Annotated in this window: 16 protein-coding genes; 9 read left to right on the top strand and 7 right to left on the bottom strand. The window is 54.0% G+C overall.

The features are described from left to right. Positions 1–88: 88 nt before the first annotated feature. Positions 89–607, bottom strand: a complete 519-nt coding sequence (gene ompX / locus OCH02_RS09720; protein WP_135315736.1) for an outer membrane protein OmpX — start codon at positions 605–607, stop codon at positions 89–91. 398 nt (positions 608–1,005) lie between these two features. Between ompX and rhtA the strand changes: the two genes are divergently transcribed. The 8 genes from rhtA (at position 1,006) to ybiO (ending at position 8,743) form a co-directional block, all read left to right on the top strand. Next, positions 1,006–1,893, top strand: coding sequence for a threonine/homoserine exporter RhtA (rhtA, locus tag OCH02_RS09715; RefSeq protein ID WP_261431037.1), 888 nt, complete (start codon positions 1,006–1,008; stop codon positions 1,891–1,893). 146 nt (positions 1,894–2,039) lie between these two features. Further along, positions 2,040–2,507 carry an N-acetylneuraminate anomerase gene (gene nanQ / locus OCH02_RS09710; RefSeq protein WP_261431035.1) on the top strand — a complete coding sequence of 156 codons (468 nt, stop codon included), beginning with the start codon at positions 2,040–2,042 and terminating at the stop codon, positions 2,505–2,507. A 363-nt stretch (positions 2,508–2,870) separates the two neighbouring features. Further along, entirely contained in the window at positions 2,871–3,374 is a 504-nt protein-coding gene (gene dps, locus OCH02_RS09705) for a DNA starvation/stationary phase protection protein Dps (RefSeq protein WP_012005914.1), read from the top strand. A gap of 159 nt (positions 3,375–3,533) precedes the next feature. Beyond that, the gene (locus OCH02_RS09700) at positions 3,534–3,800 is read left to right on the top strand and encodes a DksA/TraR family C4-type zinc finger protein (protein ID WP_012005913.1); all 267 of its coding nucleotides are present in this window, start codon (positions 3,534–3,536) and stop codon (positions 3,798–3,800) included. A 348-nt stretch (positions 3,801–4,148) separates the two neighbouring features. Further along, positions 4,149–4,892: a glutamine ABC transporter substrate-binding protein GlnH gene (gene glnH, locus OCH02_RS09695; RefSeq protein WP_046374121.1), complete on the top strand. Its 744-nt coding sequence runs from the start codon at positions 4,149–4,151 to the stop codon at positions 4,890–4,892. A gap of 104 nt (positions 4,893–4,996) precedes the next feature. Then, positions 4,997–5,656 carry a glutamine ABC transporter permease GlnP gene (gene glnP / locus OCH02_RS09690; protein WP_012005911.1) on the top strand — a complete coding sequence of 220 codons (660 nt, stop codon included), beginning with the start codon at positions 4,997–4,999 and terminating at the stop codon, positions 5,654–5,656. Then, on the top strand, positions 5,653–6,375 hold the full coding sequence (gene glnQ / locus OCH02_RS09685) for a glutamine ABC transporter ATP-binding protein GlnQ (protein ID WP_012005910.1): 723 nt from the start codon (positions 5,653–5,655) through the stop codon (positions 6,373–6,375). The genes glnP and glnQ overlap by 4 nt, the downstream gene beginning before the upstream one ends. Before the next feature lie 154 nt (positions 6,376–6,529). After that, positions 6,530–8,743: a mechanosensitive channel protein gene (gene ybiO / locus OCH02_RS09680; protein WP_261431034.1), complete on the top strand. Its 2,214-nt coding sequence runs from the start codon at positions 6,530–6,532 to the stop codon at positions 8,741–8,743. Positions 8,744–8,749: 6 nt separating this feature from the next. Here ybiO and OCH02_RS09675 read toward each other — a convergent pair whose 3' ends face one another. The 5 genes from OCH02_RS09675 to rlmF all read right to left on the bottom strand — a co-directional run bounded on the left by OCH02_RS09675 (position 8,750) and on the right by rlmF (position 13,720). Further along, positions 8,750–9,757 carry an alpha/beta hydrolase family protein gene (locus tag OCH02_RS09675; protein ID WP_261431033.1) on the bottom strand — a complete coding sequence of 336 codons (1,008 nt, stop codon included), beginning with the start codon at positions 9,755–9,757 and terminating at the stop codon, positions 8,750–8,752. After that, entirely contained in the window at positions 9,754–10,383 is a 630-nt protein-coding gene (locus OCH02_RS09670) for a GNAT family N-acetyltransferase (RefSeq protein WP_261431031.1), read from the bottom strand. The genes OCH02_RS09675 and OCH02_RS09670 overlap by 4 nt, the downstream gene beginning before the upstream one ends. Positions 10,384–10,393: 10 nt before the next feature. After that, complete coding sequence (locus OCH02_RS09665) at positions 10,394–10,957, bottom strand: TetR/AcrR family transcriptional regulator (protein ID WP_261431029.1); 564 nt, start codon at positions 10,955–10,957, stop codon at positions 10,394–10,396. Between the two features lie 188 nt (positions 10,958–11,145). Beyond that, a complete protein-coding gene (locus tag OCH02_RS09660; protein ID WP_261431028.1) occupies positions 11,146–12,450 on the bottom strand; it encodes a PAS domain S-box protein in 1,305 nt (434 codons plus the stop codon). A gap of 304 nt (positions 12,451–12,754) precedes the next feature. Beyond that, positions 12,755–13,720, bottom strand: a complete 966-nt coding sequence (rlmF, locus tag OCH02_RS09655) for a 23S rRNA (adenine(1618)-N(6))-methyltransferase RlmF (protein WP_261431027.1) — start codon at positions 13,718–13,720, stop codon at positions 12,755–12,757. Positions 13,721–13,840: 120 nt separating this feature from the next. Between rlmF and OCH02_RS09650 the strand changes: the two genes are divergently transcribed. Next, positions 13,841–14,479: a flavin reductase family protein gene (locus tag OCH02_RS09650; RefSeq protein WP_261431026.1), complete on the top strand. Its 639-nt coding sequence runs from the start codon at positions 13,841–13,843 to the stop codon at positions 14,477–14,479. 63 nt (positions 14,480–14,542) lie between these two features. Here OCH02_RS09650 and OCH02_RS09645 read toward each other — a convergent pair whose 3' ends face one another. Continuing rightward, complete coding sequence (locus tag OCH02_RS09645) at positions 14,543–16,399, bottom strand: M3 family metallopeptidase (protein WP_261431025.1); 1,857 nt, start codon at positions 16,397–16,399, stop codon at positions 14,543–14,545. Positions 16,400–16,440: the final 41 nt, after the last annotated feature.

Raw genomic sequence — 16,440 nt, 5'->3', positions numbered from 1 at the left:
ACAGGCAAAAAAAATCCGCCCGAGGGCGGATTTTTATCTGATGCGGCCAATTGCGCCACACGCTCACACCCGTAGGCGTGGAGAAATCTTAGAAACGGTAGCCTACGCCAACGCTCCAGATGCCAACGTCAACGCTGCGGATACGGCTCTGCTCGTAACCCACATCCAGAGCTACGTCCTGGATTGGGTTGAACTGCAGGCCAGCACCGTAGGTGAAGCCGTAGTCGCTGCTGCCGTTACGGTCGGTACCGTTTTGAGCATTGTCGATGTTTTTGCCGTAGCCAACACCGATCACACCGTAGATGCTTGCCCAGTCGTTGAAGCGGTAAGCTGGACCAGCAGTGATAGAGTTGTACTGAGCTTTACCGTAGTAACCGTTCTCAGAACCGTTCTTTTCAACGTGGGTAAAGGAACCGATCACACCCAGTGGGTTGTTGTCGAACTCGTAACGGTACTTCAGGTTGAAACCGTCGGCTTTGTTGGCAACGCCTTGGAGATCACCCTGCGCATAGCCTGCGGATACGGTGCTCTGGCCAGCGAATGCGGTACCTGCGGTTACTGCTAATACACAGGCTGCTACTGCGGAAAGACATGCAATTTTTTTCATAACCACCTCAAACGCGTTATATTTTTAAGTAAATCCATTTGTTCATGCATTGAAAATATAACAAAAATTAGCGTGAAACTCTGCCTTTAAATGAGTGTCTAATGCTTTATATCGTGTAACATTAGATTTCAAGAACAGTGTATCTTCTTCTTTTCGCTCTATTTTCGAGCCATATTCTACGCGTTTCTGTGACAATAATCACCCATTTAAAATCCAGATGATTCCTAAAAAAAGCGCACTTTTTGAGCATAAAACCCAGTGGGCCGTCCTAAATCTGGCGATTTTCTCCGTTGCGAACGCTTTTCTCAGACACATTTACCTCATTTCATTTACACTGCCGTCATCCGAATATCGACAGTCTTCCCTGGTAGTGGGAACCCCATAAAAGGCTCTTAAGGATGTCCTCGTCTGCAACCGCTAAAGCGTCTTCCACGCTGGTGCCTATCTGTTTGCTTATTATTGCCATGGTGTCGATTCAAACCGGCGCCTCGCTGGCTAAAAGCCTGTTCCCGCTGGTCGGCGCTGAGGGCATCACCACGCTGCGCCTGAGTATTGGCACGCTGATCCTGTTCATTATCTTCCGCCCGTGGCGCATGCGTTTCGCCGCCGGCAGCCGTCTACCACTATTTATCTACGGTCTGACGCTGGGGGCGATGAATTATCTGTTCTATCTTTCTCTGCGCACCCTGCCGCTGGGCATCGCCGTCGCCCTGGAGTTCACCGGGCCGCTGGCGGTCGCCATGTTCTCTTCACGCCGCCCGATCGACTTTCTATGGGTCGCATTGGCGATTGCCGGATTATGGTTCCTGTTGCCACTGGGTCATGACATGGGCAGTATCGATCCCGTGGGTGCGGCCTGTGCGTTGGGTGCCGGTGCCTGTTGGGCGGTCTATATTATCTGCGGCCAAAAAGCAGGCGGTGACCACGGCCCCGGCACCGTGGCGGTCGGTTCCCTGATCGCCGCCGTCGTATTCTGCCCGATTGGTGCCTGGCAAACCGGCAGCGCGTTGCTGAATATCGACATCCTGCCTATTGCGTTGGCAGTAGCCATTTTGTCTACGGCGCTACCCTATTCACTGGAAATTATCGCATTGCCGAAAATTCCGGCACGCACCTTCGGCACCCTGATGAGCCTGGAGCCGGCACTGGCGGCACTGTCCGGCATGTTGTTCCTTAATGAACACCTGACAACGGTGCAATGGCTGGCACTGGCAGCGATCATCGCAGCTTCCATGGGCGCCACCCTGACCATCAGGCCAAAACCACAAATCGAAAAGCTGTCCTGAAAATCGGCTTCGCCTGCATTTGCCAAAAGCGGAATGCAGGCGGGTTAACTGTTTTCACACTGGCAAACGGACATACTTTATCCGCGCAATATCCCCCACGTTTTATGGAACCGAACCCGGCAGGGTTCAACACATGGAGAATTAAAGTGATTTATAACACTCTGTTTAACCCGCGCTATGGCCGTGGGTTGTCACCGATACTGAATGAAACCCTCACCGCCCTTCGTCAATACGATCTGCCCGAGCTGGCACTGGGCCGGCATGAGATTGACGGCGAAAATATTTTTATGGAAGTAATGTCACTAACCACAGGATTGGCGGAAACCCGGCGCGCAAAGCTGCATCAAGAATATGCCGAAATACATCTGTTGATCAGCGGCGAAGAACGTATTGATTACGGCATGCTGGGTGACTGGCACAGCGAATTACCCTATGACGAAGCTCGGGATCTGCAACTGTTGGACATCATCCGTCATCGCCAGACGCTGACGATGTTCCCCGGCATGTACGCCATATTTTTTCCTCATGAGCCGCATCAGGTCGGATGCCAGTTAAACGCACCGATGCTGATCAAAAAAGCGGTGGTCAAAATGCATTACACCCTGTTGCTGTGACCGGTGAGCCGGTCGATTCGGCCGGCTTTCTCATCGCTCTAATGATAGCTGCAACACAGGGGGTTTAAATTTTAAAAACCAGAAGCATCCGAATAAAATAAAAATAAACAGAGTAATAAATTACATTTATAAATTATTACACCCGCAATAAGTCGCAAGATGAAAACAAGAAAAAACAATAAAAATCAAAGTGTTAAACAAAATATAAACTTACATGCTTGAACCTACTCTTATTTTTTCTCATTTTCAATTCGTTACTCCCTATTTATCTGATAGCCATTTTCGGCCTGAAAAAATTCATATCATTGCTATAATTAATCCCGTACCAAAATAGGACTACGCCACAACAAGAGGAGATCTGATATGAGTACCGCTAAACTGGTGAAAACGAAATCTTCTGAGCTGCTTTACACGCGCAATGACATGGACGAGAAAACCAAGCTGGACGCCATCAAGGCGCTAAACCGGCAGGTTATCCAGTTTATCGACCTGTCGTTGATCACCAAACAGGCCCACTGGAACATGCGCGGCGCCAACTTCATTGCCGTGCATGAAATGCTGGACGGGTTCCGTACGGCCATCATCGATCATCAGGATACTTTTGCTGAACGCATCGTACAGTTGGGCGGCGTTGCCTTGGGCACCGTGCAGGTTGTGAACGATAAGACCCCGCTGAAAAGCTATCCGACCAATATCCACAGCGTGCAGGAACATCTGAAAGCGCTGGCCGATCGTTACGGTGCCGTGGCCAATGACATTCGCAAGGCCATTACTGAAGTGGCGGATGAAGATACCGCGGATATGTTCACCGCCGCATCCCGCGATCTGGACAAGTTCCTGTGGTTTATCGAGTCCAACATCGAATAAAACCGATAGTACCGATCAAAACGGCCCGCATCGCGGGAATCAGCAGGCTGCGGGCTTTCGCCCCGGCCTGTTTTTCTTTTTACACGGCTTGAATTGCTCAAAAAACCGCCCATAGTAGATAAAACAGGCAATGGGCAGCATCACAAAAGTGAGGTGACTATGGCAAGCGGATGGGCGGCGGAAGGCGCCGTGCAGGATCAAATCGACTCCACCGTAGATGACGCCGTACAGCGTGCCAGACAGGCGTTGGGCCGGGGTGAAAGCGAGCATTATTGCCAGGAATGCGGAGAAGAAATTCCTTTAGCCCGTCGGCAAGCGCTAAAAGGCGTGCGCTATTGTCTGGCCTGCCAAACCGAGCTGGATAAAAAACAGGCGGCGAGCAGCTTATATAACCGCCGCGGCAGCAAAGACAGCCAGCTGCGTTAAGTAGATAGATACCTGGAACCGCCTAAACTGAACACTCCTGCACCAAATGCAACAGTCTTGCAGCACAAAAGTTAGAGTTAGTTATCAGTATTGAAGCTAAATGGTTAACTATCGGTTGTTTCAGCGCCATTATTTGGTTAATGATAGGCCCCTGCACCAACAGGAGACCAAAAGCACCATTTTGGTGCCTCAACTTGGTGCATGAAAATAATAATTCGATCTTCAAACACAACATCACAGCATAACTCTTTGTTTTTATAGTAGTTGAAAACATGGCACGATTCTTTCATGGCACCAACTGCAATATAAAAAATGGGTAATCCGCAACCTGTACAGGAAATTCCTCTCATGAAGTCAATTTTTAAAGTCTCCCTGGCCGCCCTTTCGCTGGCCTTTGCCGTAAGCTCCCACGCAGCAGACAAACTGGTCGTCGCCACCGACACCGCATTCGTGCCTTTTGAGTTCAAACAGGGCGATAAATACGTTGGCTTCGATATCGACCTGTGGGCCGCCATCGCCAAAGAACTGAAACTGGATTACACCCTGAAACCAATGGACTTCAGCGGCATTATCCCGGCACTGCAAACCAAAAATATCGATCTGGCGCTGGCCGGTATCACCATTACCGAAGAACGTAAAAAAGCCATCGAATTCTCCGACGGCTACTACAAAAGCGGCCTGTTGGTGATGGTGAATGCCAACGACAACAGCATCAAGGGCATTGACGATCTGAACGGTAAAGTGGTGGCGGTGAAGAGCGGCACCGGTTCCGTTGATTACGCCAAGCAACACATCAAAACCAAGGACCTGCGTCAGTTCCCGAACATCGATAACGCCTATATGGAACTGGGTACCAAGCGTGCCGATGCGGTGCTGCATGACACGCCTAACATCCTGTATTTCATCAAAACTGCCGGTGCAGGCAAGTTCAAAACCGTCGGTGATTCACTGGAAGCTCAGCAATACGGCATCGCCTTCCCGAAAGGCAGTGACGAATTGCGCGTGAAGGTCAATGGCGCGCTGAAAACGCTGCGCGACAACGGTACCTATAACGAAATCTACAAAAAATGGTTCGGTACCGAACCTAAATAACGGATGAAGTCAGTCACTGATTCACTTGAGCACAGGGGTGTGTCTTGGCCCCTGCGCTTTGTTGTATCTGATTCCCACGTTTGGGAACACCGGGAGAAAACACCATGCAGTTCGACTGGAGCGCCATCTGGCCCGCCATCCCCATCCTGTTAGAAGGCGCCAAAATGACCCTGTGGATTTCGGTCCTCGGTCTGATTGGTGGCCTGATTATCGGTCTGGTTGCCGGCTTTGCCCGTACCTACGGCGGTTGGATCGCCAACCACGTGGCTCTGGTATTCATTGAAGTTATCCGCGGTACGCCAATCGTGGTGCAGGTGATGTTTATCTATTTCGCCCTGCCGATGGCGTTCAGCGATTTACGCATCGATCCTTTCAGCGCGGCGGTGGTCACCATTATGATCAACTCCGGGGCCTATATTGCGGAAATTACCCGTGGTGCCGTGCTGTCGATTCATAGCGGCTTCCGAGAGGCCGGCCTGGCATTGGGCCTGTCACGCCGTGAAACCATCCGCTATGTCATTATGCCGCTGGCGCTGCGCCGCATGCTGCCACCGCTGGGTAACCAGTGGATCATCAGCATTAAAGACACCTCGCTGTTTATCGTGATCGGCGTGGCAGAACTGACCCGTCAGGGCCAGGAGATTATTGCCGGTAACTTCCGCGCGCTGGAAATCTGGAGCGCCGTGGCGGTTATTTATCTGATTATTACCCTGGTGCTGAGCTTCGTGCTGCGTCGTCTGGAAAGAAGGATGAAAATCCTGTGATTGAATTTAAAAACGTCTCCAAGCATTTTGGGCAAACCCAGGTGCTGCACAACATCGACCTGAAGATTAACCAGGGTGAAGTGGTCGTGATTATCGGGCCTTCCGGCTCCGGCAAATCTACGCTGCTGCGCTGTATCAACAAGCTCGAAGAGATCACCAGCGGCGATCTGATCGTCGACGGTCTGAAAGCTAACGATCCCAAGGTTGACGATCGGTTGATCCGTCAGGAAGCCGGCATGGTGTTCCAACAGTTTTACCTGTTCCCACACCTGACCGCGTTGGAAAACGTCGCCTTTGGCCCTATCCGCGTGCGCGGACTGAAAAAGTCGGATGCGGAAAAGCTGGCACGTGACCTGCTGGCCAAAGTTGGCCTGGCAGAGCGTGCGCACCACTATCCGTCAGAGCTTTCCGGTGGTCAGCAACAGCGCGTGGCTATTGCCCGCGCGCTGGCGGTGAAGCCGAAAATGATGCTGTTCGATGAGCCAACCTCAGCGCTTGACCCGGAACTGCGCCATGAAGTGCTGAAGGTGATGCAGGATCTGGCGGAAGAAGGCATGACTATGGTGATCGTCACCCACGAAGTCGGCTTTGCCGAAAAAGTGGCGTCACGGCTGATCTTTATCGATAAGGGACGGATTGCGGAGGACGGCAACCCTCACGAGTTGATCAACAACCCGCCAAGCCCGCGTTTGAAAGAGTTCCTGCAGCACGTTTCCTGATTTATCCTGTTCAACGGCGGGCGTACTTAGCGTCCGCCGTTTTTATTTAGCACGCGTTCCCACTCCCCGCCTCGTATCATTTCCTACTATATTGCTTGTTTTTATTAACATTTGTCTTTAATCCGCCGATTTACAGAGCCCCAAGAGAGGATAAATGCCCGCAACCGCATACTCCCGATTAGGTTCTCATCTGCGAGAACGCTGGTTCCCCCTGTTACTGCTGCTGATAGCCTGCACAGTTTCCCCATTGGCGATGGCGCAATCCGCGCAGAAAGCCGCTCCCGTTGACCAAAGCCAACAGCAAAAAGCCTCTTACGCCGCACTGGCGGATATTCTGCAAGACGATAAGGCCCGCGCCGAGCTGATTGGCCACCTCAGACAGGCAGCAGATGAATCTGCCAACAGTCCGCCGAAAACAGAAGCGTCAGAAACGCCAGAGTCGCTGAGCGACAATCTGAGCAATCTGGCACAAGGGGGCATCAGCAGCGTTAACCAAAGGTTAAACTCGCTGCAAAAGCTGATCGACTCGGGGCCAAAACGCAGTTTTAATCCCGACAGTTTTTTCCGCGCTCTGGGCTACTTCCTGCTAACGGTCGTGGTGACCTTCACCATCTTCCATCTGTTCCGCCAACTGATCCGCCCGCTGTACAAACGCATGGGCAGTTGGGGACACAGCGCCAAGCTGCAGCAGGGGCCGTGGTATAAGCGGCCGACGGCCATACTCGGTGCTTTCGCCGTCGATCTGCTGGTCCTGCTGTTGGCGCTGACGGCGGGCAACCTGTTTGCTCGCCATGTTAATGCCGACAGCGCGACCATCCTGCGTTTGCAAACCCTGTTTCTTAGCGCCTTTACGGTTATCGAATTCTTCAAGGCGGTACTGCGGCTGATTTTCTCGCCCAGCTTCGATTATCTGCGCCCCTTCCCGTTTAGCGATGCCAGCGCCCACTACTGGAACCGGCGTCTCGCCTGGCTAAGCGGCCTGATTGGCTACGGACTGATGGTGGTGGTGCCGGTAGTGGCGACGCAAATCAGCTATCCGGCAGCGGCGGCCGCCAATCTGATCATCATGCTGGCCCTGACGTTATATGCGGTGGCGCTTATCTTGCGTAACCGCAAACCGATACAACGGCAAATAAACCTGCTGGCCGAACGATCCATGGCGTTTTTCAGCATTATTTTGCGCGGTCTGGGCCACGTCTGGCACCTGCTGGCGATCGCCTATTTCCTGGTGTTATTTGCGCTGTCGCAGTTTGATATCGGCAACAGCCTGCGCTTTATGATGACCGCGACGGTGAAAAGCCTGGTCGTTGTTGGCCTCGGTGCCCTACTTTCCGGCATGCTGACCCGCTGGATTTTCCGACGTATCTCACTGCCGGATGACGTCAACCGGCGCTACCCGATGCTGGAACGGCGCATTAACTCCTATATACCCAATGGGTTGAAAATACTGCGGGTGATAGTGGTATTGGCGGTAACGCTGCTGCTGTTTGACGCCTGGCATCTGATCAATTTGTACCAGTGGGCCGGCAGCGAAAACGGCGAAAAAATCATTGGCGGGCTGGTGCATATCCTGCTGATTGTGGTGATTGCCGTGTTCAGCTGGACGCTAATGGCCAGCATTATCGAACACCGCCTGGCATTGGAACTGAGCAACGGCATTCGTCCGAGCGCGCGTGAACGCACCTTATTGACGCTGTTTCGCAACGTACTGGCGATAGTGATCAGCACCATTACCATCATGATTGTACTGTCACAGGTGGGGATTAACATTGCGCCCCTGCTGGCCGGTGCCGGAGCACTGGGGCTGGCTATCAGCTTTGGGGCGCAAACGCTGGTGAAAGATGTGATTACCGGCGTATTCATCCAGTTCGAAAACGGCATGAATACCGGCGAGTATGTCACCGTCAGTGGTATTACCGGCACGGTGGAACGCATGACCATCCGTTCAATCGGTCTGCGGGACGACTACGGCGTTTATCACATCGTTCCCTTTTCTTCGATCACCACGCTGGCCAACTATGCCCGCGAATTTGGCGTCTACCGTGCCAATTACAGCGTTAGCCGCGACGAAGACATCGATCATGTCCATGAAGTGCTGCATCAGGCCGTTGAGGCATTGAAACAAGACGATCAGGTGAAACATTTTCTGGTCGGCGAACCGGTATTCAACGGCGTGGTCGCGCTGGGTGACCGCTCCTTCACCACCCGGGTTACCGTACGCACCCAGGCGTTGAAACAGTGGGTGGTGCAGTACGCGCTCGATCGCCTGGTAAAAATGCATTTTGACCAGGCCAATATCGCCATGCCACAACAGGCCATGCAGCTTTCTTATGCTGCGAACGCGGGAACACAGCCGGAAACGTCCTGACAATCATCACCGCGGCGTGCAGGGGTGGCCGGCAAGGAACGCCGCCACGTCCTGCAGGTAAGCGTCATACTGTATCGATCGCGGCGCAAACAGGCCGACAATGTTGATCAACGACGGGTAACGGACAAACAGCGGTTTGACCATGGCATGGTCAGCCTGCTCGATTCGCATCACCGTCAACAGATCGGCGGAGATGACTTGCCGGTAAACGCGTTCAGTCTCGTTCGCGTCAACATTGATGTCACGCCCCCCCACCATCAGATGTACCGGTGTTTTGTAATGGCTCAACCCCGCCGTGGCATCACTGGCCATATTGGCTCGAATAAACCGCCAGCGATCGGCACTCAAGGTCGCCGCAGCACCGTACTCTCGGCGGTACTGCGCGTAACCGTCCGGCTGTTTTAACAGGGACAGCACGCGTCTCCCCTGTGCTTCGCGTTCCTGAATTCGTTGCTCATCAATACCTGCAGCCTCCATTTCCGCCCGGGTGTTATATTGCCCTTGCGTTAACCAGTTGATCGCCGGAGACATCACCAGCGTAAAAGCGATATCGGGCCGCAGTCGTGCAACTTCCGGCATCACCCAACCCGCCTGGCTTGCGCCCCACAACCCGACACACTGCGGGTTAAAGCGCCCGTCTTTTCTGGCCCAGTCAATAATGTCCGCCGTTTCTTTTGCCCGGTCATTCATGGTTTGGTGCAGCCAATTGCCGGAAGAGCCGCCGATACCCGGTTTATCAAAAGATAAAACGGCATAGCCCTGCTCAGCCATGCTTTCCCAAATACTGTAGTAGGCTTCGTCACGGCTGGCATTGGCAGGGCCATCACCATGAACAAAGACAATCACGCCCGGCTTTTCCCGCATGTTCTTCGGCAGCACCAGGGTACCGGCAAGTGAGTTACCACCCGCGGTCAACCGAACCGGTTCTGTGACATATTGATAGTCATTGACGTAGAGAACCCAGCCTAACGCCACCACAAACAGTGTCAGTAAAGAAACGACTATTTTTTTCATCGTGTTTCCCCGATGCGCTTCTCCATGAGCAGCCAGTTTGCCTGGCGAAACAGCAACCACAGCGAGGCGTGTCTCTCCCGCCGACCGGTGTTGAAACCACATTGTTGATACAGCCGCCGTGCGCCGGGATTTTGCTGGCTCACGTGCAAACGCAGCCAACGGTGAGGACGCTGTGCCGCCGCATACTCCGTTATCCATTGGATCAACATCTTCCCCACGCCTTTGCCCCGCTGCTTTTCATCTACCGCCAGGTAGGAGAGATACAGTTCACCGGCAGCAGGAGCATGCTGAAGCGTCACGATTTGCAGGTACATGCGCCAAAAGTTCAGCATGCCGTAACGGCAGCACAAACGCAGGATCGGCAACGGGCGTTCCCTTAACGCAGAATTACCCAGGCCCCCCGCTGACTTGAGCCCAAATGCTGCCACTACCTTACCCGCTCGCCTCACGACAAAGCTCTGTTCCTGACTGTTGCTTTGTTTCCAGCTCCACAGCCAGTAAAACAACCGCCATTGTTGACGTGCGCTCAGCCCGTACTGGCGTTGAAATTTGTCATCGAAGGCAGAGTAAATCAACGCAGCCGTCTGTAATCGGCAGGATTCGCGGTAAGGTTGTATATCAAGCATTTTGCCCCCGTTACCCTTGCGTGAAAATCAACTGTTCCAGCAAGTGATTGGCCACCGTCGACGCCTTGCGAGGGAAAATCGCCTGCCGCCAGGCCTGGCCTTCAATCACGTCCAGAATCAGTTGGGCAAGCTCGCGCGGATCCAACGCTACCGCAATCTCGTCAGCCTGCTGCGCCAGGACGATAACCTGCACCAGTACATCCATCAGTTGCTGCTGGTTGGCATCAAATCTCTCCGCCAGGGTGGGATTACGCGCAACCTCCGCCACAATCTCTGCCGACAATTGCACGCTGTCCGGTGAAGACACAAAAGCGTGATAAGCGTTGAAAAAGTCGGACAGCGCCTGCTTCGGTCGATGTTTCCCTGCGGTCAACCGTGCGGCAAACTCGCTGAAAAACGCATTCTCCAGCAACGCGATTTCACCAATCAAATCATCCTTATCGGCAAAATGATTGTAAAGATTGCCCACGCTGACGCCCGCTGCCAGTGCGATATCTCGCATACTGGTCTGGTGAAACCCCTTGTGGGTAAAGCTATGCAATGCGGCATCAACAATTTTTTCTCGGTTTCCCATGGTTCTGCCTCGCGGTTGAAATGTGGCTAGCGATGTTCAAAATAACCAAAAATGAACGAACGTTCGTTCACTTTTGGTTGCAGCATACAGAATGTCAAACCGGCGAGTTTGAACCAAAGATAAACAATCAGGGGAATGGTAAAGCGGTAAAGGCGCTAACCCCGTTGCCAGGGTTAGCGCAGCGGCGATCAGTGCAATGCACCTTCTTGTTTAACCGACGTGAAAGTTTGCATCAGTTTCACTACATCTTGCATACCCACATTCACCTGATTGATCACCTCACCGGCGTCGTGCGTCAAAGTAACGCCACCGCCCGCCTGCTCCACGCAAACTGCCATCCCTGCGATAGCCGCCGCCACGCCCTGTTGAATCGCTTTGGTAATCCGTTCGATTTCTGTCGCCGCCTGGCGGGACTGCTCTGCCAGGGTTCGCACTTCGTTGGCGACCACGGCAAAACCGCGCCCGTGTTCCCCCGCGTGCGCGGCCTCAATAGACGCATTGATTGCCAGTAAATTGGTTTGTGAAGCAATTTTGCGGATCGCCTCCACCATAGTGCCAATTTGCTGCGAACCGATACCCAGTTCGCTGACTACGGCAGAAGTATCGCGCGCAGTCGCTTCCACCTGCTGCATTCCCGCCACCGCCTGCTGCACGATCACCGCCCCCTGCGCCGCGGTTCTGTCGGTATCCAAAGAAAGATGGTGCGCGTTGCGAACCATCTCTTCCTCGTGCTGCTGCTGGATCATCAGCCGGGTAATGTCCTGAGCGATTTTTACCACTTTCACCAACCGCTGCTCCTCGTCGAGGATTGGGTTATAACTGGCCTCCAGCCACACCCGCTCCCCGCGTCGGTTCACGCGTTCGAAACGCCCGGTAATAAACTCACCGCGAGCCAGGCGCTGCCAGTGCTGACGGTAATCGTCAGAGGCGGCAAATTCTGGCGGGCAGAGCACCGCATGCGACTGTCCGCGCGCCTCCTCCAGCCGATAACCCATCAAATTCAACATATTGTCATTAGCGTCGAGGATCTTTCCCTGTGCGTTGAAAGTGATCATCGCCATAGACCGATTTAACGCTGCCAGTAAACTTTGATGTTCCTGTGCCTGGGTAATGCGCTCGGTCACCACGCTGGCAATCTTGACGATCTCCATTACCCGCCCATGCTTGTTCAATACCGGGGTATAGGTACCCTGCAGCCATACAACTTCACCGTCTTTGCGAATGCGTTTGATATTGTCGGTAATCGGCTTGCCCTGATTTAACCTATTCCAGTGCTTGCGGTAGGTCGCACTCTGGACATATTGCGAGTCGCAAAAAATACGGTGATGTTGGCCGATCACTTCCTGGCGCTGGAATCCCATGGTTTGCAGAAATAAATCATTGGCTCGCAGCACGGTGCCATCGGGTGTAAATACAATCATGGCAACGGCATTTTCTATCGCGTTCAATTCCGCGCGGCTGTGGGTATTTAACTGACTGAATCGTAACAGCATAGGGTAAAAATCCTTCTGGCAGATGATTTAGCGGACAACGGCTTCTCATTTTATTTTTACGCACGCCGCGCCCACACGCAGGCGCGCATCAACCAGAGAAACGGGCAGGCCTTATTCTCCAGACAGATAACGCTAACCGGGGGTAAATATATCAATTTAGCAAAGTGACTATTATTATTTAAATAAATGATTAAATCAGGGTTTTTATTATTGGAAACGACATTGAGAATAACGCAACTTGAAGAAATTGAAAGGGAAACGCGAGGTATTATTGACGCCGGCTAAATAACCGGCGTCTGGAAAATTAGCGCCAGCGTTCTGCCGCCCAGGCGGCCTGCTGCTCGGCGTCATGGAAGGTCCAGGCGACAAAGCGGCTGATCTTTTGCCCCTGCGCCATCTCGATGGTGCGCACTTCGGCCACTCCGGCCAACTTCGCCGCGTGATAAATCGACGGCAAGGTGGTGTGTTTGGATATCAAAGAAGTGAACCACAGGCAGTTCTGCGCCTTGCTGACGCTTTCTTCGACCATTTTACGCACGAAGGCTTCTTCGCCGCCTTCACACCAGAGTTCGTTATTCTTGCCGCCAAAGTTCTGTACCGGCTTGTCGGCCACTTCGCCCTTGCCCAACTTGTGCAGTTTGCGGCGGGTGCTGGCCTGCGCTTCCTGTTCGGAGCCGTGGAATGGCGGGTTGCACAGCGTAGCGTCAAACTTCTCAGCCACACCGATGATGCCGTTAAAGATAAACTCCGGCTGTTTTTGCAGGCGCAGACGCACGCTGTTTCTCAGCGTCGGGTTCATTTCGACGATCATTTTGGCCGAATTGAGCGACACCGGGTCAATCTCTGAACCGGTAAAACGCCAGCCGTATTCGCGCAAACCAACGATCGGATAAATGCAGTTGGCACCAATGCCCACATCGAGGATCGCCACGCCCTTGCCGCGCGGGATCTCACCCTCGTTGCTGGTTGCCAGCAGATCGGCAAGATGGTGCAGGTAATCGGCGCGCCCCGGGATTGGCGGGCACAGGTAATCGGCGGGAATATCCCAGTGCTCGATACCATAGAAGTGTTGCAGCAACGCACGGTTGAGCATTTTAACCGCCGCCGGATCGGCAAAATCTACCGAGATATCACCCCAGGCGTTCGGCTTGACGAACGGCTCCAACGCCGGGCAGCTGGCGATCAGCGCCGGAAAGTCATAGCGTGAGCGATGACGGTTACGCGGGTGCAGTCCGCTTTTCTGCTGCGGGAAGCTTTTCTTTTTTTCCACCGTGACGGGCTCTCTTAAAGGTATTTCTGGCGCGTAAGATACCATAAAGCGAAGGCAAACTTGCAGGCGGCGGGAAACACGTCAAAATATTAGCTCTGTTTCCCCTATATCAGGCCACCTATGAGCAGTGAGTCCCGTTATTACTATGAACCCGCCGCCGGCCATGGTTTGCCGCACGATCCGCTGAACGCCATTATCGGCCCGCGCCCGATAGGCTGGATCGCCTCAGTCAGCGTCACCGGCCAACGCAACCTGGCACCCTACAGTTTTTTTAACTGCTTCAATTACCGTCCGCCGATCATCGGCTTCGCCAGCAGCGGCTGGAAAGACAGCGTGGCGAACATCGTCGAAACCGGGGAATTTGTCTGGAATCTGGCGACGCGTCCACTGGCCAATGCCATGAATAACAGCTCCGCCAGCCTGGCGCGCGGTGAAGATGAATTTGCCTTTGCCGGCGTCACACCACTGCCCAGCCGCCGGGTGAAGGCCGAACGCGTAGCGGAAAGCCCGGTTAACTTTGAATGCCGCCTGTCGCAGTGCATTCAATTGCAAAGCGCCGCGGGTGACAAGGTGGATACCTGGCTGGTGTTGGGGGAAGTAGTGGCGGTGCATATCGATCCCGCGCTGCTGGACGAACACGGCATCTATCAAACTGCCGCCGCCGAACCTATTTTGCGTGCGGGTGGCCCGAGCGCCTACTACGGCATCTCGGAACAGCACCGTTTCGACATGACCCGCCCGGACGCACAAAAGCGCTGAGCGCTCACGGGTGGTAATAAAAAGCCCGCCGGTGCAGACACGCGGCGGGTTTGTTCAAGGGTTTTAGGCCAGGCGCGCGTTAATCGCTGCGGCAAAGTCACGGCACATCTTTTCATCGCCCTCGGCGTTATCCGCCAGCACCTGCTCGCCATCTACCACGCGGATATGCGCCGCCAGGTCGAAGTCTGCCGCCGGTTGCGGCCGCGCGGCCGCCGTGGCTATGGTTTGCTGCGCCTCCTGCCAGGCCTGCGCCACCGTCTGGTTACAGGCTCGCGCCAGATAGTCCGGGTTAAAGCCTTCGCCGGTCAGGCTGCGTAGCGTCTCATCATGGCTGACACCGTTACCCGGTAGCCAGTAGTGATGCGCCAGATCCGGGCCAATCGCCGGGTTATCGGTAAGATAGCCGTCACGCTGCAAAAAGAAATGACGCGTCTGTTCGACCGCCATCAATGCCAGCAGATACCCCTGATAGGAACAGGCCGACTCCAGCGACAACAAATGCGGGATCGCCAGCGTCGGACGCGGGCTGCCGCTAATGCCCAGAATTTTGTGCTCAACCTCACGCGCCAGTGCGGTAATCGCCTCTGGTGTCAGCTGTTGCTCATCCCACTGATACAGCGCCCATTCAAAGTAAGGCACCAGCAGAATATGACGTTCATTGAACGCACGCATCGGCTGACGTGCCGCAATACTGGCTTCAATCAACGCGTCCGGCACCGGCTCACCGGCAGCGTTTTTCGCATAGCGTTTCAACCAATCGGCGTCGTCCAGCAGGCTGTCACAGAACATCGACTGAGTTTCCGCATAGGCCATTGAGGTCGGCGGAAACTCCTGCGAGAAGCAGGGCGCGTTCTGGCAGATATTGGCAAAGTGTGCGGCATGGCCGCCCTCGTGGAACAGCGTATTCAGCCCATGAGCGCCACTGCCCACCTGATCCGGCTGCGCCAGACTGGTGAAGTTAATCCGCGCCGGCAGCCATTTCCCCTGCTGGATAAACGGCGGTACCGGGCCGTGCATAAAGCCGTTTTCATACTTGCCCTGACGCACTAACAGATCGAGATCCATCTGCGCACCACGAAAACCGATATGCAGTCGTTTGAAGCTGTTGATCCAACGCTCCAGCGACTGGGCAAACGGGAAGTAAGGATCCAGTTGTCGGGTCACGTCACCGGCGCTGGCAAAACGGATGTTCCAGGGTTCCAGCGCCTGTTCGCCCTTCTGCGCCGCCAGCTGTTGCAGACTGCGTGAATTGGCTTCGCGGGTTTGCTGTTCAAAGCGGTCCAGAATGGCGAACAACTGCTCCGGCGTCATGCGCTCGGTTTTGTTGACCTTGTAGTCGAAATAGTTGCGAAAACCCATCTGGCGTGCAAAGCGGTTACGCAGGCTAATCAGCTCCGGCAAACCGTTGTGCAACAGCCACTGCTCCAGCTCACGCAGCGCATTCTGCGAACTGCGACGGTAGTCTTCATTTTCATTGGTGGCCTGGTTGGTCAACAGCTCACCGAGCGAGGCGTTTACCCGCTGCCCGGCGGCATTTAGATGGCTGACCGGGTTGGCCTTGCGCCGGGTATACAAGTCCGCCTCGGCACTGATGATCTGATCCAGCAGCGTCTGGGCCTCGGCATCTTCAATGGCGTTACAGTCAAAGAAACGCAGCCAGCCATTCAGCCCATGTTGCAACGCGTCGCGCTGTGCGTCCTGCGGCAGATCGTCCAGCCCAGCCAGCAACTGACGAATTTCCGTCAATCGACGCGGTTCGGCGATAAAGCGTTTATAAGCGCTTTCCACCGCCGAAAAGCGGGCTGAAACATCGTCACCACCGGTGCCCATATAGTTGTGCCAGAACAGATCTTCTTTGGTGCGGTGAACCTCAAGGTAGTCCTGATTCAATTGATTGAAGTAATCGAGAGCCTGTTGCATAACCATCCTTTCAGCCGATTAACGAAGTGTTCGAGTATAGC

This window comes from Serratia quinivorans, from assembly GCF_946227985.1.
Taxonomy (GTDB): domain Bacteria; phylum Pseudomonadota; class Gammaproteobacteria; order Enterobacterales; family Enterobacteriaceae; genus Serratia; species Serratia quinivorans_A.
This window is presented reverse-complemented; position numbering and strand designations above follow the sequence as displayed.